The sequence below is a fragment of the Salmonella enterica subsp. diarizonae genome (genome assembly GCF_008692785.1).
Taxonomy (GTDB): domain Bacteria; phylum Pseudomonadota; class Gammaproteobacteria; order Enterobacterales; family Enterobacteriaceae; genus Salmonella; species Salmonella diarizonae.
The window spans coordinates 138,609-157,956 of the sequence record NZ_VXJV01000007.1 but is presented as its reverse complement, the minus strand read 5'-3'; the positions used below and the strand labels follow the sequence as shown (position 1 = coordinate 157,956).

Annotated in this window: 18 protein-coding genes and 1 pseudogene; 3 read left to right on the top strand and 16 right to left on the bottom strand. The window is 56.0% G+C overall.

Going from position 1 to position 19,348, the window contains the following annotated elements:
- Nucleotide 1: 1 nt before the first annotated feature.
- From eutA to eutS, 12 genes are all read right to left on the bottom strand, one after another.
- Nucleotides 2-1,405 carry an ethanolamine ammonia-lyase reactivating factor EutA gene (gene eutA / locus F4V72_RS15765; RefSeq protein WP_136058152.1) on the bottom strand — a complete coding sequence of 468 codons (1,404 nt, stop codon included), beginning with the start codon at nt 1,403-1,405 and terminating at the stop codon, nt 2-4.
- A complete protein-coding gene (eutH, locus tag F4V72_RS15760) occupies nt 1,402-2,628 on the bottom strand; it encodes an ethanolamine utilization protein EutH (RefSeq protein WP_000512410.1) in 1,227 nt (408 codons plus the stop codon). Before eutH ends, eutA begins: the two co-directional genes overlap by 4 nt.
- A 67-nt stretch (nt 2,629-2,695) precedes the next feature.
- Nucleotides 2,696-3,883: an ethanolamine utilization ethanol dehydrogenase EutG gene (eutG, locus tag F4V72_RS15755; RefSeq protein WP_053530007.1), complete on the bottom strand. Its 1,188-nt coding sequence runs from the start codon at nt 3,881-3,883 to the stop codon at nt 2,696-2,698.
- Complete coding sequence (eutJ, locus tag F4V72_RS15750) at nt 3,873-4,712, bottom strand: ethanolamine utilization protein EutJ (RefSeq protein ID WP_079817383.1); 840 nt, start codon at nt 4,710-4,712, stop codon at nt 3,873-3,875. The genes eutG and eutJ overlap by 11 nt, the downstream gene beginning before the upstream one ends.
- Nucleotides 4,713-4,722: 10 nt before the next feature.
- Nucleotides 4,723-6,126: an aldehyde dehydrogenase family protein gene (locus F4V72_RS15745; protein ID WP_136058151.1), complete on the bottom strand. Its 1,404-nt coding sequence runs from the start codon at nt 6,124-6,126 to the stop codon at nt 4,723-4,725.
- Between the two features lie 11 nt (nt 6,127-6,137).
- Entirely contained in the window at nt 6,138-6,425 is a 288-nt protein-coding gene (gene eutN, locus F4V72_RS15740; RefSeq protein WP_023248155.1) for an ethanolamine utilization microcompartment protein EutN, read from the bottom strand.
- A 111-nt stretch (nt 6,426-6,536) separates the two neighbouring features.
- On the bottom strand, nt 6,537-6,827 hold the full coding sequence (eutM, locus tag F4V72_RS15735) for an ethanolamine utilization microcompartment protein EutM (protein ID WP_000387720.1): 291 nt from the start codon (nt 6,825-6,827) through the stop codon (nt 6,537-6,539).
- Between the two features lie 40 nt (nt 6,828-6,867).
- Nucleotides 6,868-7,884 (bottom strand): phosphate acetyltransferase, encoded by a 1,017-nt coding sequence (pta, locus tag F4V72_RS15730; protein WP_136058150.1) that lies wholly within the window; start codon nt 7,882-7,884, stop codon nt 6,868-6,870.
- Nucleotides 7,881-8,684 carry an ethanolamine utilization cob(I)yrinic acid a,c-diamide adenosyltransferase EutT gene (gene eutT / locus F4V72_RS15725; RefSeq protein ID WP_136058149.1) on the bottom strand — a complete coding sequence of 268 codons (804 nt, stop codon included), beginning with the start codon at nt 8,682-8,684 and terminating at the stop codon, nt 7,881-7,883. Before eutT ends, pta begins: the two co-directional genes overlap by 4 nt.
- Nucleotides 8,681-9,370 (bottom strand): ethanolamine utilization acetate kinase EutQ, encoded by a 690-nt coding sequence (gene eutQ, locus F4V72_RS15720; protein WP_000733861.1) that lies wholly within the window; start codon nt 9,368-9,370, stop codon nt 8,681-8,683. Before eutQ ends, eutT begins: the two co-directional genes overlap by 4 nt.
- Nucleotides 9,348-9,827, bottom strand: a complete 480-nt coding sequence (eutP, locus tag F4V72_RS15715; protein ID WP_000820754.1) for an ethanolamine utilization acetate kinase EutP — start codon at nt 9,825-9,827, stop codon at nt 9,348-9,350. The genes eutQ and eutP overlap by 23 nt, the downstream gene beginning before the upstream one ends.
- 12 nt (nt 9,828-9,839) lie before the next feature.
- Nucleotides 9,840-10,175, bottom strand: coding sequence for an ethanolamine utilization microcompartment protein EutS (eutS, locus tag F4V72_RS15710; protein WP_001031445.1), 336 nt, complete (start codon nt 10,173-10,175; stop codon nt 9,840-9,842).
- A 313-nt stretch (nt 10,176-10,488) separates the two neighbouring features.
- Here eutS and F4V72_RS15705 point away from each other — a divergent pair, with 313 nt between their 5' ends.
- Complete coding sequence (locus F4V72_RS15705) at nt 10,489-11,730, top strand: anaerobic sulfatase maturase (RefSeq protein WP_121768232.1); 1,242 nt, start codon at nt 10,489-10,491, stop codon at nt 11,728-11,730.
- 43 nt (nt 11,731-11,773) lie between these two features.
- Here F4V72_RS15705 and F4V72_RS24485 read toward each other — a convergent pair.
- Together F4V72_RS24485 and maeB are read right to left on the bottom strand one after the other, a co-directional pair.
- Nucleotides 11,774-12,012, bottom strand: a pseudogene (locus tag F4V72_RS24485) (arylsulfatase); the annotation flags it as partial.
- A 270-nt stretch (nt 12,013-12,282) separates the two neighbouring features.
- Nucleotides 12,283-14,562 carry an NADP-dependent oxaloacetate-decarboxylating malate dehydrogenase gene (gene maeB, locus F4V72_RS15695; protein ID WP_070802028.1) on the bottom strand — a complete coding sequence of 760 codons (2,280 nt, stop codon included), beginning with the start codon at nt 14,560-14,562 and terminating at the stop codon, nt 12,283-12,285.
- A 271-nt stretch (nt 14,563-14,833) separates the two neighbouring features.
- Here maeB and tal point away from each other — a divergent pair, with 271 nt between their 5' ends.
- Together tal and tkt are read left to right on the top strand one after the other, a co-directional pair.
- Nucleotides 14,834-15,784, top strand: coding sequence for a transaldolase (gene tal, locus F4V72_RS15690; protein ID WP_070803950.1), 951 nt, complete (start codon nt 14,834-14,836; stop codon nt 15,782-15,784).
- Nucleotides 15,785-15,804: 20 nt separating this feature from the next.
- Nucleotides 15,805-17,805 (top strand): transketolase, encoded by a 2,001-nt coding sequence (gene tkt, locus F4V72_RS15685; RefSeq protein ID WP_150342472.1) that lies wholly within the window; start codon nt 15,805-15,807, stop codon nt 17,803-17,805.
- A 63-nt stretch (nt 17,806-17,868) separates the two neighbouring features.
- Here tkt and F4V72_RS15680 read toward each other — a convergent pair whose 3' ends face one another.
- Nucleotides 17,869-18,099 (bottom strand): hypothetical protein, encoded by a 231-nt coding sequence (locus tag F4V72_RS15680; protein WP_023245936.1) that lies wholly within the window; start codon nt 18,097-18,099, stop codon nt 17,869-17,871.
- Nucleotides 18,100-18,227: 128 nt separating this feature from the next.
- The gene (locus tag F4V72_RS15675) at nt 18,228-19,271 is read right to left on the bottom strand and encodes a DUF1176 domain-containing protein (protein ID WP_053529999.1); all 1,044 of its coding nucleotides are present in this window, start codon (nt 19,269-19,271) and stop codon (nt 18,228-18,230) included.
- Nucleotides 19,272-19,348: the final 77 nt, after the last annotated feature.

Below are 19,348 nucleotides of genomic sequence, written 5' to 3'. Positions count from 1 at the left end.
CTCAGGAAGGAAATGCGAGTGATTTCACCGTCACCGGCACAACCGATCCGCCAAAAAGAGGCGTACCAATGTCGATATAGTCTCCCGCCCGCACGACCACCTCATCGATGACCGCCAGCGGAAGTTGCGGTAACTGTGGGCGCAATAACATGCCCAGCGCTTTACCAAAATCCTGCTCGGCCACCACCAGCAGGGGATGTGGATTGGGATAACGTGCGACAAAAGCCGTCAGCGCGTCGATGACCGTGAGTAATGTGGCGTAACGCACCGGGAGCGTGGCGGGAAGCGCCAGCACGTAAGCGTCGGTTTGCGGGTCGAGATCGAGCTGGAGAAGCACCTGCCGCCAGGCGTTCACCAGATCGGCGTCATCCTGCGGGATCGCCACCGGCAGGTTGCGCAGCGGCAGTTGAACGTCTTCCAGCCAGATAGTACTGCCGGAAAGCGAGAGCGTATGCGCCCCTGCGCCAATCACCGTAGCGCGCACGGTTTGCACCGGAAACCGCACGTTCATCTCGCGCAGACGCGGGTGTTCATGCAGCGAGGTCGCCAGCAGCGGTCCGATATCAGAAAAGCAGAACGGGTCGGCAGGCTGATGGCGATAGCACTCGCCCACCCCGCCGGAAAGGGTGATCACCTCCGGCGTAATATCGGCGGGCAGCAGCCCGGTTTGCATCAGCGATTGCGCCAGCGGCGAGAGCGTACCGGCGATAACCTCGACGATGAGATCCGCCATCCGCCGCGCCACCTGCCCTAACTGTGCGGCAGCTAAGGCGCGAGCATCAGTACCCGAACCGAACACCTCATCGATAATCATCTGCCCCGGCTGATGGGCATAAACCACGCGCCCCTGAGCGTCGGTTTCCAGCAGGCGACCACCGACGTTAAGGCAGGCGGTGCCGCTGACTTTTCCCGCGTCAAACAGCGCGTAGTTAGACGTGCCGCCGCCGATATCAATATTCAGCACCCGACACATCCGCTGCTCAGACAAGCTTTGCGCCCCGGCGCCGTGACCGGCAATGACCGATTCCAGATGCGGCCCGGCGCTGGCGACCACAAAGTCGCCCAACGATTGCGAGAGCGCCATGACCGCCGGACGGGCGTTGCGGGTTTTGGCGCTTTCGCCGGTGATAATGATCGCCCCGGAGTCCACCGATTCAGGCGCGATGCCTGCGGCCTGATACTGGGCCAGAATCAGCGTTTTAAGTTCTGCCTCTTTCAGACCGCCCTGCTTATCCACGGGCGTAAAGAAGACCGGGCTTTGCCAGCTAATGTCGCGTTTGATGAATTCGTAGCGCGGCACCTGCGACACCGCCGCACGGTTAACCAACTCCAGGCGCGAGAAGATCACCTGCGTGGTGGTGGTGCCGATATCGATACCGACGCTCAGTAGCTGGCGAGTATTCACGATTGCGCCTCCGCTTCGGTTTTCACCTGTGCGGCGTCATCTTTCGGCACCAGCATCATCGCCACGCCAATTGCCGTCACACCGCCGATCAGCTTGCCGACAATCATCGGGAAGATCATGGCGTTCATATTCGCGGCGGCGAAGCCTAAATGGTCGCCCAGCGCGAACGCCGCAGAGACGGCAAATGCGCAGTTAATCACTTTGCCGCGGGTATCCATCTGCTTCATCATGCCGAACATAGGGATATTGTTCGCCAGGGTCGCCACCATGCCTGCCGCCGCAATATTATTTACGTTCAGCAGTTTACCGACATTCATCAACGGTTTTTCAAACCAGCGGGTCAGTAACAGCACCATCGGATACGCGCCGAGCAGCACGCAGGAGATAGAGCCGATCACTTCAATGGCGCGCATCACTTCGCCGGGTTTGTCGCCTGGTGCCATAAAAATCGGGTCGAGTCCCGGAATCAACTCCCAACCCAACAGGAATTTAACCACCGCAGCCGCCAGACCGATGGTGATCAGCGCCACCAGAAATTTGGCGAAAATCTGGAAACCGTTGATCATTTTTTCCGGGATGAACTTCAGCCCCAGCGCTACCAGCACCGCGACGATCAATACCGGGATCATGTTCATCAGGATCAGCGCGAAGGTAAACTCCACTGGCTGACCATTGATCTGCACGCCTGAGTACATGGCGATCAACCCCCCCGCAATGCAGCCAATGGGAATGGTGACGATACCCGCCAGTACGCCAAGCGCCAGGTAGCGGCGGTCAGACGGTTCGATAATGCCGAGCGCCACCGGAATGGAGAACACAATGGTCGGCCCCATCATCGACCCAAGTATTAACCCTGAGTATAGCCACGCCGCGACATCACCACCGGCCAGCTCTTTGGCGAGGAAGAAGCCGCCCATATCACAGGCCAGCAGCGTACCGGCGAACATGGATGGGTTTGCGCCCAGCATTTCGTATACCGGGATAATAACCGGCCCCAGTACATGCGCCAGCACCGGCGCCAGCGCGGTCATACCGACCATCGCCAGTCCCAGCGCGCCCATCGCCATAAAGCCCTCTTCAAACTGGCCGCCAGACCCTTCGATACTCTTGCCGAATTTACCGAGGAAGCGCGCCGACCCGCCGAACTGCGACAGGACTCTGTCCACGGCGGCAATCAGCATAAAGAACATCATGATGTACATGATGATTTCGTTAATTCCCATAGCCCTTACTCCCTGCCATTTATGATTTGTAGGCCGGATAAGACGCGCCAGCGTCACCATCCGGCGTTTATTGCGCCGCCGTATACAGCTCGATAATGTCGGCCTGGGTAGCGGTTCGCGGGTTGCTGCGCAGACAAATATCCTCCAGCGCGGCTTGCGCCCAGGCGCTGTAGTGTTCGGGTTTAGCGCCAGCGTCAGCCAGCCGTTTGCTCTGCCCCACTTCGGTAATCAGCTCGCTCACCGCCGCAATCGCATCGCGATCGTCCGATTTCTTATGGGTTAACGCCCGACCGATTTGACTGAAGCGTTCGCGGCATACCATCCGGTTAAAGCCCATGACCGTTGGCAGCAGCATGGCGTTAGCCTGGCCGTGCGGAATATGCAGTGCCGCCCCTGGCTGGTGCGCCATCGCATGACACAACCCCAGACCGGCGCTGGAAAAGGCCATTCCCGCCATACAGGAGGCCAGCAACATATTTTCACGCGCCGCCAGATCGTGGCCGTAACCCACGGCTTTCGGTAGCGATTTACCAATCATCGCTATCGCGCCAATCGCCAGGCTGTCGGTAAACGGCGTAGCGTTGAGCGCGCTGTAGGCCTCAATCGCATGAGTCAACGCATCAATACCGGTCATCGCCGTCACGTTTGGCGGAACGCCTTCAGTCACGGCAGCATCAAGAATCGCCACATCCGGCATTAGCGACGCGTGTGCCAGCACCTGCTTGCGCCCGCTGACCGCATCGATAATCACCGTCACGTTGGTGGTTTCTGAACCGGTTCCGGCGGTGGTCGGCACCGCAATCAGCGGCAGACGCGGGCGTAATGTACTGCGCTCGGTCATGGCGCTCAGCGTCTGGTCAGGGTTAGTCACCAGCAGGGCGACCGCTTTCGCCGCGTCCAGCACCGAACCGCCACCAAAGGCCACCACGCCGTCGCACGCCGCCTCACGCAGTTGCGCCACCGCCGCGCAGACATCGGTAATGCACGGTTCACCCGGCGGGCACGGCCAGACCGTCATCGCGACGCCCTTCATCGCCAGGCTGCGTGCCAGCGGCGCGGTCATTCCCGCCTGATGCAGAAAACTGTCGACCATCACAAACAGATGGCCTAAGCCCCGCGATTGCGCCTCCTGTCCACAGGCGCTGAGCGCCCCAAGTCCGCACAGCGTGACCGGCGGTACGCTGAACGTTTTCACGCGTTGCAGGTTCAGGGTGTCGAATGCCTGAAAGAGCGCCGTCTGCAGTTCAGCTTGCATAGAGTCCCTCCGCTTTCGCTCTCCCGCTGCTGGCTATCGCCAGCGGGGTCATAAACAGGCTGTGCTGCGGTAAATGCACCTGTAACTCCGGGAAACGCTGGCGAAATAACGCCTCCACGCCCGGCTGCATACAGGAACCGCCCGCCAGCCATAAATCTGTCACTCCCTGCCCGGCAATATGCCGAGCGACGATCTCCGCCATCTTTTCGTACACCGGCTTCACGACCGGCCAAATCTCCTGCGCGTTACTGCGCTTGTACTGTTCCGCCTCTTCCAGTGGAATACGGCGGTTGCCCGCCAGCGTCAGGGAGATATGATGTCCGCCAGTGGCTTCATCGGCGGACCAGGTCACCTTGCCCTGTTTGACGATGGCAATGCCGGTAGTACCGCCGCCAATATCCACCACCCCCGCATTATCCAGTTGCAGCAGATCCGCCACCGCCGTCGGTTCATCCAGTACGTGGCTGACCTCTAACCCGGCAGACTCCAGCACGTTGATCGAAATACGCGGGTCAGTGCCCGGCGGGAACGAGGTCGCCGCATGAGTAAAGCGACAGCCGAGCTGCTGTTCGAGCGTGTCGAGATGGCGGCGCACAATGGTCACCGCGCCGAAGAAATCCCAGACGATGCCGTCACGCACGACGTCCGCCCAGTCAAGACACACCGCCACCGGCTGCGCGTCAGAGTCAACTACTATCGACACCACGTCACAGGTACCCAAATCCACACCCAGCCACAGCGGTGTGTCGCTGGCAGCGGGCGTCTGATGACACAGGGCCGCCGCTTTTTGCAGTCTTGCGGTGAGCCAGAGTTGTTCGTCGTGCGCCATGAGTCATCCCTTATACAATGCGAAACGCATCCACTAGTACGCAGCGACGCAGGCGAACAAAGGTACGCGCGCTGGTCACGCCTTCACCGGTTGGCGTGGTGATGGTCATAGTGGTCCAGCCTTCGCCACCCAGCCCAAGCCCGGCAATGCACGGCCCGTTTTTGACGAAAATACTGGTGTCGATGGCGTTCGCCATCAGGTTCATGTTGTCAATGTTGCGCGAGTGCATCGCCGCCGTATGGTGGCAGCCGCCTTCCAATTGAACCGCCAGAGCGATGGCGTCTTCGACGTTGGCGACCCGCACCACCGGCAGTACCGGCATCATCATTTCGGTGACGGCAAACGGATGGTTAGCTGGCGTTTCCACAAACAACAGCCGCGTTTGCTGCGGCACGTTCAGGCCGATGGCGGCCGCGATCTTGCCCGCGTCACGACCGACCCAGTCACGGCTGACGGTACCTTTACCGCGTTCATCGATATTCTTCAGCAGCACCGGCTGGAGCTGTTCGGCCTGGGCTGCGGTCAGTTTCACCGCGTGCTGACCTTCCATCAGGCGCATTAGCTCGTCGGCGACGCTATCGACCACAATCAGCACTTTTTCGTCGGCGCAGATGATGTTGTTGTCAAACGACGCGCCTTTGACGATGGACTGCGCGGCACGCGGCAGGTCGGCGGTCTCATCCACCACCACCGGGGGATTACCGGCACCGGCGGCAATCAGGCGTTTATTAGTATGTTTGCGCGCCGCGTCCACCACCGCTTCGCCGCCAGTCACCACCAGCAGACCAATACCGGGGTACTTGAACAACCGCTGGGCGGTTTCGATATCCGGGTTCGCCACGGTGACCAGCAGATTTTCCGGGCCGCCGGCGGCGACTACCGCCTGATTAAGCAGGGTGATTGCCCGCTGAGAGACCTTTTTCGCTGCCGGATGCGGGGCAAACACCACGCTGCTGCCTGCGGCAATCAGGCTAATAGCGTTATTAATGACCGTTGCCGCCGGGTTGGTGGACGGCGTGACCGAGGCCACCACGCCCCACGGCGCATTTTCAATCAGCGTCAGGCCGTTATCGCCGGTCAGCACCTGCGGCGAGAGGCACTCGACGCCCGGCGTGCCGCGCGCCTGCGCCACGTTTTTGGCAAATTTATCGTCAACGCGTCCCATGCCGGTTTCGCTGACGGCAAGTTCCGCTAATTCTCGGGCGTGTTTTTCGCCCGCCTCGCGAATGGCATGAATGGCAAGCTGACGCATCGCCACGCTCTTCAGCCCCTGCTGGGCCAGTTTTGCTGCCGCCACTGCGTCATCCAGGGAGGCAAAAACGCCCATCTCATGAACGGTGCCGGTGGGCTTGCTGCTATCCTGCATTTTCAGCAGCACCGCTTTCACCACCTGTTCAATATCCTGTTGATTCATGATGTTCAGTCCTATTTATGGAAAACCACTTTCCCGCCAGCCACCACTTCATCGACGATGCCAATGACGCACAGATCGACCGGTGATAATTCGCTGCAATGCGCCTGGCGTGCGGAACTGCCGCTGACCAGCAGTACCCACTCTCCGGTTCCCGCCCCGATACTGTCGATAGCGACGGCACACTGCCCGTCGGGGTTGCCCTGGGCATCGATCATTTCCACCATCAACAATTTGTCATGCGCCAGTCCCTGATGGCGGACGGTACATACGATTTGTCCTGTGACGACTGCCAGTTTCATATCCGCCTCCATGGATGGCCCGTTGGGTCGTAGGCCTTGAATCTGCGCACCATCAGGAATGGCGCGCATTAATGCCGGATGGCGACGCTACGCGTCTTATCCGGCCTACCATCAAATGTTGCTGTCGCCTTTGAAGCTGATCGGGAACACTTCTTCCAAATCGCCGTGCGGGCGTGGAATAACGTGTACGGAGACCAGCTCGCCAATGCGCTGCGCCGCAGCGGCGCCAGCATCGGTTGCGGCTTTACACGCCGCCACATCGCCACGCACCATCGCCGTAACCAGGCCACCGCCAATCTGCTTCACGCCGACCAGCTTCACGCGTGCGGCTTTTACCATCGCATCTGAGGCCTCAATCAGCGCAACCAGGCCCCGGGTTTCAATCATTCCTAATGCTTCCATCGTGTTTTCCTCTCATTAAGGGGGTCCAGAACGGGACCGTTCATTCAACCAGTGTGTGTAAGCTGCGTTCGCGGCTCACGTCAGCCTGGCGCGGCACGGCTGCCACCAACGCCAGTTCGATAATTTCCTGCACGCTACAGCCTCGGGAGAGGTCGTGAAGCGGCGCGGCAAGCCCCTGAATTAGCGGCCCAACAGCGCGATAGCCTCCCAGACGCTGAGCGATTTTGTAGCCAATATTGCCCGCCTCCAGCGACGGGAAAATCATCACGTTGGCGCGGCCTTGCAGCGGGCTTTCAGGCGCTTTTTGCGCGGCGACCTCCGGTACGAAAGCGGCGTCAAACTGCAATTCACCGTCCACAAGCAGTTGCGGCGCGCGTTCGCGAACGATCTCTGTCGCCTGTTGCACGTTGGCAACATTGGGGTGACGGGCGCTGCCGTTGCTTGAAAATGACAGCATCGCCACGCGCGGTTCTTCGCCGGTAATGGCTCGCCAGGTGTCGGCACTGGCGATAGCGATATCCGCCAGCTGCGCCGCCGTCGGCTGCGGCACTACGCTGCAATCGGCGAACCCTAATGCCGGACCGGCATACTGCGGCAGCATCAGGAAAATAGACGACAATGTTTTGCACCCGGGTTGCAGGCCAATCACCCGCAGTCCTGCGCGCAGCACATTCGCCGTTGACGACAGGTTGCCTGCGATACACACATCAGCCTCACCGGCGCTCACCATGGCGGCAGCGAACATTAGCGGGTCGCTAAGCTTTTCCACTGCGTCCGGCGGCGTTTTTTCTCCGGCACGGGCAAGCCAGCGTTGCGCAAAACGCTGGCGCATACTCAGGTTGCTGTGTGGGTCGATGACCTGAATGCCATCCATCGCCATACGATGACTCAGGGCAAACTGACGCAGCGCAAACGGGCTGGCGACCAGAACGGGGTGAGCCAGACCGTACTGTTGCAGATAATGCGCCGCTTTCAGCACGCGTTCGTCCAGCGCATCGGGAAAGACGACTCTGGCGGGGGCGCGTACCGCCAGTTCGCGGGCGCGTTCAATGATCATGGCTTCTCTCCCAACCGTTGTTGAATTTGGGCGACCGTCAGCGGATGTTTCGCCACGCTCAAAATCATCATCACGTAAACCGTGCTGGAGAGACGGTTCAGCGCCTGTAAAATGTCCGGGCGCAAGACCTCAAAACTACGGGTAATAAACACTTGTGCGGCGAGGGTTTCCGTTTCGCGGACTTTGGTTCGCAGGAGATTAAGCAGCGCCGCATCGCGACCGTGGCTGGCCTCCGGCACCAGGTGATCGTGGTCGAGATAGCGCAGCGGCTGGTGGGAAAGCCGATGCAGCTCATCCTCGTTCAGCCCGACGATAGACTGCGCCGCCAGCGGTTCATCTATAGCGTCGGCGCGCATAATGTTGCCCAGTCGCGAGCGGATATCGAAAAGCCACGGCTGCCAGGGTTCCGCCAGTTCGATTTGTAGCCACACGGTCAGCGCGATGGCGCTGTCGAGCGCGGCGCGAAAGCCGAGGCGCGGGTCGCTTTTGGCGACCATTTTGTCCGTCGTCAGATGGGTCAGCGTATCGGGCTTTTTCACCACCGGCTGGCGGCACAGTTCACAGCAGGCCTGTGGGTGCGTATCGCTACTGGTTAAGCCATGTACCGGCTGCGGCTGCTGTTCGTCATCATTGACAAACAGCCGGCCTTGCTGATCCAGAAACTTAATGCGCAGGCGGCGGCTTTCCAGCAGTTCCCGGGCCGAGGGCGTCAGTCGTGCATCAGCGGGCAGATGGATCTCCGATCCTTCGCTGAGCGTATGATTCGCTCTGAGCCACGTTTCGGTGATGAAATCGTTCATACGGATTGCCAGTTTGCAGGCCAGGCGACGTACAGAAAGCGCACGGACGTTGGCGTGCCAAATTCAATGCTGGAGCCTTTGGGGATGAACATGACATCTCCGGCTTTGGCAATCATGGTTTCGCCTTCATGGCGTACGTGCAGTTCGCCCTCCAGCACCATGTCGATTTCGTCGTAGTTCAGCGTCCACGGGAAAAAGGCGTTGTCCCACTGCATAAACCCGGCGGCCATGCTGCTGCCGTCCTGCTCTGTAACCAGATCGGTTAAGCCGACGCAGTGCGGTTCGGCGCCGTCGAAGCGGCCAAATTTCACGCTGCTGCCATCAATGACTTTCACGCCGCCTTTACCCGTGACGGAGGTAAAGCTCGGCTGCATCGTCCCCAGTTCCAGCGATTGCTTTTCCTTCAGCACTTTTTCCATCAACTGCGCTACCAGGCTTTCAGTAAACTGCCCTTCCGGGAGCTGCGCGATGATGGCTTCCCGAATGCGCTGGCTTTCGCTTTTACACGCTTGCGCCGATGTGGATGCCGGAACGGGCTCGTCGCATTCGGTAATCGTGAAGCCCAGTAGTTCCGCCACTTCGCGAGCCTCCGGGGTAATAATGCTGGCGCGCAGCACTACCGACATCGCCTGTTCGCCGCGGGCGTGGGCCGCACGAATATCGTTAGCTGTGATAAGTTTTTTCACCTGCCTCTTCCTCCTGTTCACTGAGAGCCGCCAGATAATCCACCAACTGCCGCACGCTTTGCGGGTCGTGGCCGTTGAGCTCGAAAATCGGCTCCCGGAATCCAGTCTCGCAAAGCAACTGCCGCGTAGCGGCGACGTCGGCATCCGGCATGTCCGTTTTGCTGATGACGGCGATATGTCGTTTACGGGTTCCAACATCCAATAACCCGGCAGGTAAGCGACTTTCTTTATCGTTTGCCGCGTGGACGTAAATCAGCGTGTCCACATCCTGCAATGTTGTAATTAGGGCGTGATACCAACGAGGATGGCTAAAATATTCACCCGGCGTATCGATATCGCCATGATCATTAAATTCCACGGCCTGCGTTTTTCTGGCGAGGGAATAATTTCCCCGTAACGCGTTAAAAAGCGTTGTCTTTCCGGCACCGACCGCGCCGACAAAAGCAATACGTTTCATTACCGCCACCAATTAACTTTTTGTTAACTCACACAGGGTAAAGTTTAATAATCGCCCCAGTCCGCTGACCGTCTGTAATAGCGCTTCTTCTACTGCGCCGACGGTGCCATAAATCACCAGCGCGCCGCTAAATCTGTCGAGAAAACCGATGTGTACATCCGCAGCCTTCATCGCTAAATCGCCAGCGATCATGGCCGTTTCCCCCGGCGTTAAGGTCATAATGCCAATCGCGCCGGCATCGGGAACGCCGATCTTTTTCGCCAGTTCTTCACCAGGGTGCGCAATGAGATGCGCCAGCGTGACCTGTTTGCCCGGCACAAATTCCTGAATAATGCGTTCTTTATTCATTGCTCACCGTCTCCACTGAAACTGCCGTCATCGTGGCAATTTTTTGTCAGAGTAAATAACAAAATTCGGCAAGGTGATGTAAAAGGTGAGGTAGATCACTAAGAGAAAGAAAATAAAAATTACTTCTATCGAAGGTGTTAACAATAAATATCGTGGCACATCACATTTTCAGGCGTAATTCTGAATTTAAGCCTTTTCCGCAATAAATGTCTCACCGGATATTCTTTGTATTACTACCATCGATAAAAATAATTCGTATCACTCGATTTCCGCATAGTACAGATTCAATGAAATAAATAAGGGTAAGCGCAATATGTTCCAGAATATCCCCACCCGAGCCTTTCATGCTATGGCGAAGCCCAGCGGTTCAGACTGTAATCTCAACTGCGCCTACTGCTTTTATCTTGAAAAGCACGCTCTGTATAACCATACGCCACAACCAAGAATGACTGACGCCATGCTGGAGCGCTATGTACGTGATTACATTGTATCTGTCGCGCCGGAAGCGGAAGTCGCCTTTATCTGGCAAGGCGGCGAGCCTACACTGTTGGGGCTGGAGTTTTATCGTCGCGCCGTCGCGTTGCAGGCCAAATACGGCGCAGGGCGGCAGATCTCCAATAGTTTTCAAACCAATGGCGTCCTGCTGGACGATGCGTGGTGCGAGTTCTTTGTTCGCCACCATTTCCTGATCGGCCTGTCGCTCGATGGTCCTGAAGAGATTCATAATGAATACCGGTTGACGAAAGGCGGACGTCCAACGCATAAACTGGTCATGCGGGCGTTGGCCCTGCTCCAGCAACATGGCGTAGAGTACAACGTACTGGCCTGCGTTAACCGACGCAGCGCTCGCTCGGCGGAAAAAATTTATGATTTTCTCGTCGCCAGCGGCGTGGAGTTTATTCAGTTTATCCCCGTCGTCGAGCGTCTGGCTGATGAATCTGCACAGCAATCGGGGCTGACGCTACACGCGCCGGGCGACGCCTGCGGTACATTAACCGACTGGTCTGTTATTCCCGAAGACTATGGACGGTTTCTGTGCGCCGTTTTTGACAGGTGGATCACGCGCGATGTCGGTAAGGTGTTCGTCATGAATATCGAATGGGCATTCGCGAATTTCGTCGGCGCGCCGGGAACGGTCTGCCACCATCAACCGACCTGCGGACGTTCGGTGGTGGTCGAGCATAATGGCGATGTCTATGCCTGCGATCATTACGTTTATCCACAGTTCCATTTAGGCAATCTTAACGAACAAACGTTCGCTGCTATGTTGGATTCCCCACGGCAGAAGGCGTTTGGCAAAGATAAATATGCAACGCTACCCGAGCAATGTCGGCAATGCCCGGTACTACGCGCTTGCTGGGGTGGTTGCTCTAAACACCGTTTTGCATTAACAAAAGAGGGTAAGCCCGGACTCAATTATTTATGCGCAGGGTTTCGCGCCTATTTCCAGCATTTACCTCCCTATCTGAAAGCAATGGCTGATTTGATGGCAATGGGACGTCCGGCCAGCGATATTATGCATGCTCATTTACATTACGCCAGAAGCGATAAGTAAAATTAACCTGCCTCGTAAAGGCGGGTTATTCATATATCGCGTATTACAATTTAATGTGTACTTTCGGCGGATGTTTTTTCAGAATTTCCATGTAATTATGGACTTTAGCCTGTAAAGGGACGCCCATAGGGATATGTCTTACGCCTACGCTATCGTCTTCCTGAGGATTAGGATAAAGGTTAAAGACTGTCGTACCTGCTGTTTTTGTAATGGCGCCAGTGAATCCGTCTGATAACCGGTTTGCGTGAAAACGAAAGGCTGCTGGATAAGCAAATGATATTGTTGTAAACAGTCGGCTTTCATTAACGATACCCGCCTCGAATGAATAAATGTAAAATCATATTATAAACATCATTAAAATAAATATAACATTGTTATTGATTAGCTCATGGATATAACTCAAGACCTATTTATGCCAAACCTTTTTATTAATATCATTTTATTAACTTTAATAAGGCAAATATCATTATAATAAATTATATAAATGATTATTATCGCTACGGCGCATAAAAAAGCGCAGGAGAACCTGCGCCAGAAGAGAGTAATGCGTTATTAAAGCGGCGTGGTTTGCGCTTCAACCACCGCTAACGCCACCATATTCACGATACGGCGTACAGAGGCGATCGGCGTTAATACATGTACTGGTTTAGACACGCCCATCAGTACCGGGCCGACCGTGACGCCTTCGGAACTGGAGACACGTAGTAAGTTGTAACTAATGCGGGCGGCTTCCATATTCGGCATCACCAGAATATTGGCGGACCCCTTCAGCGGGCTATCCGGCATCCGGTCATTACGAATACTTTCTACCAACGCCGCATCGCCGTGCATCTCACCGTCAATCATCAGATCAGGCGCTCGTTCGCGCACCCGCTCAAGGGTTTCGCGCATTTTGCTGGCGGACAGCGAATTTGAGGAACCAAAGTTAGAGTGCGACAGCAGCGCAACTTTAGGCTCAATACCAAAGCGGCGAACGGTTTCCGCCGCCATCACGGTGATCTCCGCCAACTGTTCCGGCGTGGGATCTTCGTTAACATAAGTATCGGCAATAAAAGTGTTGCCGCTTGGCAGCAGTAAGGCGTTCATCGCCCCTGCCGTATGCACGCCGTCACGGTAGCCAAAGACTGCTTTCACCACGCTGAAATGCTCATGGTAGTCGCCGATGGTGCCGCAGATCATCGCATCCGCTTCCCCACGCTGCACCATGATCGCGCCAATGGCCGTATGGTTGCCGATCATCGCACGCTGCGCCTGTTCCTGAGTTACCCCGCGACGCTTCATGATCTGGTAATACTCGCTCCAGTACTCTTTGAAGCGCGGATCGGATTCATTATTCACGATCTCGAAATCAACGCCCGCTTTGATCTGCAACCCCAGCTTCTGGATACGCATTTCGATCACGCTCGGGCGCCCGATCAGGATAGGCTTCGCCAGCCCCAGGGTTATCAACTCCTGGGTCGCGTGCAGCACGCGCGCCTCTTCCCCTTCCGGCAGAACTACGCGCTTCGGATCTTTACGTGCCTGCGAGAAGATCGGCTTCATGAACAGGTTGGTTTTGTAGACAAACTCGGTCAGCTTATCAATATAGGCATCAAAGTCAGCAATCGGGCGCGTCGCCACGCCGGAATCCATTGCCGCTTTCGCGACCGCTGGAGCGATTTTGACAATCAGACGCGGGTCGAACGGTTTCGGAATAATGTATTCCGGGCCAAAGCTCAGATCCTGATCGCCATAGGCCGAGGCCACCACCTCGCTCTGTTCGGCATGTGCCAGCTCGGCAATCGCATGTACCGCCGCCAGTTTCATCTCTTCGTTGATCGCCGTCGCGCCGACGTCCAGAGCGCCGCGGAAGATAAACGGGAAACACAATACGTTGTTAACCTGATTAGGATAGTCGGAACGACCGGTACAGATAATGGCGTCCGGACGCACTTCTTTCGCCAGCGGCGGCAGAATTTCCGGCTCCGGGTTGGCCAGCGCCAGAATCATTGGCGCGCGGGCCATTTTCTTCACCATCTCCTGAGTCAGCACTTTCGGGCCTGAACAGCCGAGGAAAATATCCGCGCCGTCAATGACATCATCCAGCGTGCGCTTGCCGCTGTCGTCTACCGCATAGGCCGCTTTGGTCTCCGCCATATTCGGCTCACGGCCTTTGTAAATAACGCCTTTAGAGTCGCAAACCACGATGTTGTGCTTTTGCATCCCCAACGCGACCAGTAGGTTCATACAAGCGATTGCCGCCGCTCCTGCGCCGGAGACGACCATCCGCACGTCGGAAATATTTTTCTCTACTACTCGCAGGCCATTAAGAATCGCGGCAGTACTGATGATCGCCGTTCCGTGCTGGTCGTCATGGAAGACCGGGATGTTCATTCGCTCGCGCAGTTTCTGCTCAATATAGAAACATTCCGGCGCTTTAATATCTTCGAGGTTAATGCCGCCAAAGGTCGGCTCCAGCGCCGCGACCACATTGATAAATTTATCCGGGTCAAGCTCATCGACTTCTATGTCAAACACATCGATGCCGGCGAATTTTTTAAACAGAACGCCTTTGCCTTCCATGACCGGCTTACCGGCCAGTGCGCCGATATTGCCTAACCCCAGCACCGCTGTACCGTTGGAAATGACCGCGACAAGGTTGCCGCGCGCGGTGTATTTATAGGCTGCCAGCGGATCTTTTTCAATTTCCAGGCAGGGCGCCGCCACGCCTGGAGAGTAAGCTAACGCCAGATCGCGCTGGGTGGCGAGGGGCTTAGTCGGAGAAACCTGAATTTTACCTGGGACCGGAAATTCGTGGAAATCAAGGGCGCTTTGTTTTAACTGCTCATCCATCTTGTTGTTCCTTTCACGTATCGTTCAAAAAGTGACGCGGCCTGGTGCGCCGCACATTATCACCGTACTGCGCAACACAAACTTTGAAGGTCTGCAAACTATCACGACGCGGCGCAAGAGTTTGTTATCAACTTATAACAGCCATGTTACCTGCTTATGCCAGCAATACCATGCCTGTCTGCTATGCTTTTTGGTTATGTAGTGTATGAATTTTTCAGAAGTGTGAATCAACACACTCATCTAACACTTTACTTTTCAAGGAGTATTTCCTATGAACCAGCTAGACGGCATCAAACAATTCACTACCGTCGTCGCCGACAGCGGCGACATCGAGTCCATCCGCCACTACCAGCCACAGGACGCCACGACGAATCCATCTTTACTGTTGAAAGCTGCCGGCCTTGAGCAGTATGGTCATTTGATTGAGGATGCGATTACCTGGGGGAAAAAACATGGCGGTACGCAGGAACAGCAGGTTGCGGCAGCCAGCGATAAACTGGCGGTCAATTTTGGCGCGGAAATACTGAAAAGCATTCCCGGTCGCGTCTCCACTGAAGTCGACGCGCGGTTATCGTTCGATAAAGAAAAAAGTATCGAGAAAGCGCGCCATCTGGTGGATCTCTACCAGCAGCAGGATGTTGATAAATCACGCATTCTGATCAAACTCGCCGCGACCTGGGAAGGTATCCGCGCCGCCGAGCAGCTCGAAAAAGAGGGCATTAATTGCAACCTGACGTTGCTGTTCTCTTTTGCCCAGGCGCGCGCCTGCGCCGAAGCGGGCGTCTATTTGATCTCTCCGTTCGTGGGCCGAATTTACGACTGGTATCAGGCGCGTAGTCCGCTGGAGCCGTATGTCGTGGAGGAAGATCCCGGCGTGAAATCGGTACGCAATATCTACGATTACTTTAAACAGCATCGCTATGAAACTATCGTGATGGGCGCAAGTTTCCGCCGTACTGAGCAAATCCTCGCGCTAACCGGCTGCGATCGACTGACTATCTCCCCTAACCTGCTTAAAGAGTTGAAAGAAAAAGAAGAACCGGTGATCCGTAAACTGGTGCCTTCCTCGCAGATGTTCCACCGTCCTACACCAATGACGGAAGCAGAGTTCCGCTGGGAACATAATCAGGACGCGATGGCCGTAGAGAAGCTGTCGGAAGGTATCCGCCTTTTTGCCGTTGACCAGCGCAAACTGGAAGACCTGCTTGCCGCCAAACTATAAACCTTGCCACGGAGTGATTTATGTCCCGTAAAGACCTTGCCAATGCGATTCGTGCGCTGAGCATGGATGCCGTTCAAAAAGCCAATTCCGGGCACCCCGGCGCGCCGATGGGGATGGCGGATATCGCTGAAGTGCTATGGAACGATTTTCTTAAACATAACCCAACCGATCCGACCTGGTATGACCGTGACCGTTTTATTCTTTCCAACGGTCACGCCTCCATGCTGCTCTATAGTCTGCTGCATTTAACCGGTTATGACCTGCCGCTGGAGGAGCTGAAAAACTTCCGTCAACTGCATTCTAAAACGCCAGGCCACCCGGAGATTGGCTATACACCCGGCGTTGAAACCACCACCGGACCGCTGGGCCAGGGGCTGGCGAATGCCATCGGGCTGGCGATTGCCGAGCGCACGTTAGGCGCACAGTTCAACCGCCCGGACCATGAGATTGTCGATCACTACACTTATGTCTTTATGGGCGATGGCTGTCTGATGGAGGGGATCTCACATGAGGTGTGTTCGCTGGCAGGTACGCTGGGACTGGGCAAACTGATCGGCTTCTACGATCACAACGGCATCTCCATTGATGGCGAAACCGAAGGCTGGTTTACCGACGATACCGCCAAACGCTTTGAAGCCTACCACTGGCATGTCGTGCATGACATTGACGGGCACGATCCGGAAGCGGTGAAAAAAGCCATTCTGCAAGCCCAGAGCGTAAAAGATAAACCTTCGCTAATTATCTGTCGGACGGTGATAGGCTTTGGTTCGCCGAATAAAGCGGGTAAGGAGGAGTCACATGGTGCGGCGCTGGGCGAAGAAGAGGTGGCGCTGACCCGCCAGAAGCTGGGGTGGCATCATCCGGCGTTCGAGATCCCAAAAGAGATTTATCGCGCATGGGATGGTCGCGAAAAAGGTGAGAAAGCGCAGCAGCGGTGGAAAGAAAAGTTTGCAGCTTATGAGAAAGCCTGGCCTGAGCTGGCAGCGGAGTTTACCCGCAGGATGAGCGGCGGACTGCCGGAGGCATGGGAATCCGCCACGCAAAAATTCATTAACGACTTGCAGGCTAATCCAGCCAAAATCGCCACCCGTAAAGCATCGCAAAATACGCTCAATGCCTATGGTCCCCTGTTGCCGGAACTGTTGGGCGGATCGGCGGATCTGGCACCGAGCAACCTGACTATCTGGAAAGGTTCGACCTCGTTGAAAGAGGAACCGGCAGGTAATTATATCCACTATGGCGTGCGCGAATTCGGCATGACCGCCATTGCCAACGGCATCGCCCACCACGGCGGCTTCGTACCCTATACCGCCACGTTTCTGATGTTTGTCGAATATGCGCGTAACGCGGCGCGTATGGCGGCCTTAATGAAAGCCCGGCAGATTATGGTCTATACCCACGACTCCATCGGTCTGGGCGAAGATGGCCCGACGCACCAGGCCGTGGAACAACTGGCGAGCCTGCGCTTAACGCCAAACTTCAGCACCTGGCGTCCCTGCGATCAGGTTGAGGCGGCGGTCGGCTGGAAGCTCGCCATCGAACGTCACCACGGGCCGACGGCGCTGATTCTCTCACGGCAGAATCTGGCGCAGGTAGAACGCACGCCGGAACAGGTGAAAGCGATAGCCCGCGGCGGTTATATTCTGAAAGATAGCGGCGGCAAGCCGGATATCATTCTGATCGCCACCGGTTCGGAAATGGAAATTACCCTCCAGGCGGCGGAAAAATTGACTGGCGAGGGCCATAACGTTCGCGTTGTGTCGTTACCTTCAACGGATATTTTCGATGCGCAGGATGCGGCATATCGCGAGTCGGTGCTACCGTCGCACGTGACCGCCCGCGTCGCGGTGGAAGCCGGTATAGCTGACTACTGGTATAAATATGTTGGCCTAAAAGGCGCAATTATTGGCATGACGGGATACGGCGAATCCGCCCCGGCTGACAAACTGTTTCCGTACTTTGGCTTTACCGTGGAAAATATTGTAGAAAAAGCCCGCCGGGTGCTGAACATAAAAGACTAAGGGTGAGCGTTAGAAACGCAGATTTTGCGCAGTCTGCAGAGCTGTTCTGTAGGCTGTGCAAAATTACTTCGTAGACTCAGGCGCATCAGATTGCCCGATGACGGCCTCATCAATGGATTTATGGCACATCAGGCAAAAGGCCTTTTTTTTATGCTCCTGCAATGTTGAATCCCATGCCTTTGAGCCTCCTTCTTTATTTACTTTTTCTCTTATCGCTGCCAGCCGATCTATTTCATAATAAGCGCTCAGGCAGCCACAATGGGGGCATAATACGGGGCCATTATTTATTTTCATACTATTTCCTGCTGTGGTGAGGCTCTCGGGTAAAGTAACAATCTTACTATAACGTAGCAATCTCTATACCATAAATGAGGCCTAAACAGGTGTATCTCTATTCTGAAAATGGCGATCACGACCAAGATTCAACGCGTGATCCACAGCGTGGGCCAGGCATCCGGTCCGTGCCAGTTATCACAGCTCGGTTCTTCGGCATAACGCACCAGACGAAAACGATCGCCATCATAACGCCAGCGCGTCTGGATACCGCAGTCGGCTAGCCCCCGTCCTTTCGCCAACGTCACCAGCTCGCGCGTTTTCTCGTCAAAGAAGGCGTTCATCAACTCCATGTCATTACTTTCGACGCCGCGATTAAACGGCAGCCGCAAACGTACGGCGCGCGAGACGAGCGTTTTTTTCCGCGAAACTATCCAGGCGAGATCGATAGTGTTATAGGCGCCGGCCTCGCAGTTAACAATCAATAATGCGTTATCATCCGTCAGCGCGCTGACCTGCGCCTCGCGCCGCAGCGGATCGAGCGAACAACGAATGCCGTTTACCCGCCATGCTGCGTAGTCCAGCAGATCGTTGCGTTCTTCCTCACTCAACGGTACGGGCGTTGGATTAATAACGGCGATCCCCTTTAATGCCGGCGCCGGGGGAACGCTGAGCGGCGGTTCGTTTCCTTTTTCAATCCAGGCGGTTTCGCTACCCACGCGTTTTTGCTGTGCGTCAATAAACAGTAACGCCGCTTTTAATCCCGCCAGCGAAAGCGTCTGGACACCGTTTTTTAAGGTGATGGCCTGCGCATCCTGAATAGTCTGTAAAAACGCGGCGATAGTGGCAGGATCGCCCGTCATGAGATGCCAGGGCGACACGCGCCAGTGTGGACTGTTGAACGAAAGCGGTTTGCCATCCAGCAATAAGCGAGGCGCAATAGCGGCTTCTTTAGCGTCGGGCGGCACCAGACCGCCGCGGTCGATACGCAGTACCGCATCGGTACGCGCCCCGGCGCTGCGGCTTAATGTCATCACCAGTCCATGATGTTCGCCGGTATTGCGCGCTACGCAAAAATTTTGGTTATTGCAGGTGACCTGCCAGTCGGAAAAAGTCCGTTGCGCTGGCGCAGCCCACAGTAGCTGGGCCGACAACAGGACAGGCAGACAAAAAAAAATAACGCGGTAGCGCATGAACGGTACAACCCCAGATTCAGAACAACACAGCTAAGGCGGTATCTTCCTTTCGCGCCTCAGGGTTCTCAATCAGA